Genomic DNA, 341 nt, shown 5'->3' on the forward strand with positions numbered 1-341 from the left:
TTGTTTTCGAAATAGAATTTGAGCAGGGTGCAGAAGGAGAAAGCATTAAACATCTGGTTAAAAATACTGCCCCGGACGAAACTGAGAAGCACGTAAGAAAGGTCCTTATTGTGGATGACAACCGTATCAACCAGGTGGTAACGCAAAGGATCCTCGAAAAAAGGGATTTTGAATGCTATTTAGCTGCGAGTGGGGAAGAAGCGCTAGACATTATAAGAGTCCAGCAGCTGGATATCGTGTTAATGGACGTGAACATGCCGGGAATGAATGGAATGGAAACAACCATGAAAATAAGAGAATTTGATGCACATCTTCCGGTGATTGCCTTAACGGCTGTTGAG

At 43.1% G+C, this 341-nt stretch carries 1 protein-coding gene; it reads left to right on the forward strand.

What is annotated here, in order from left to right:
* On the forward strand, positions 1 to 341 hold a 341-nt coding region (locus HC175_RS21595), incomplete at both ends, for a response regulator (protein WP_168139964.1).

This window comes from Salinimicrobium oceani, assembly GCF_012037645.1.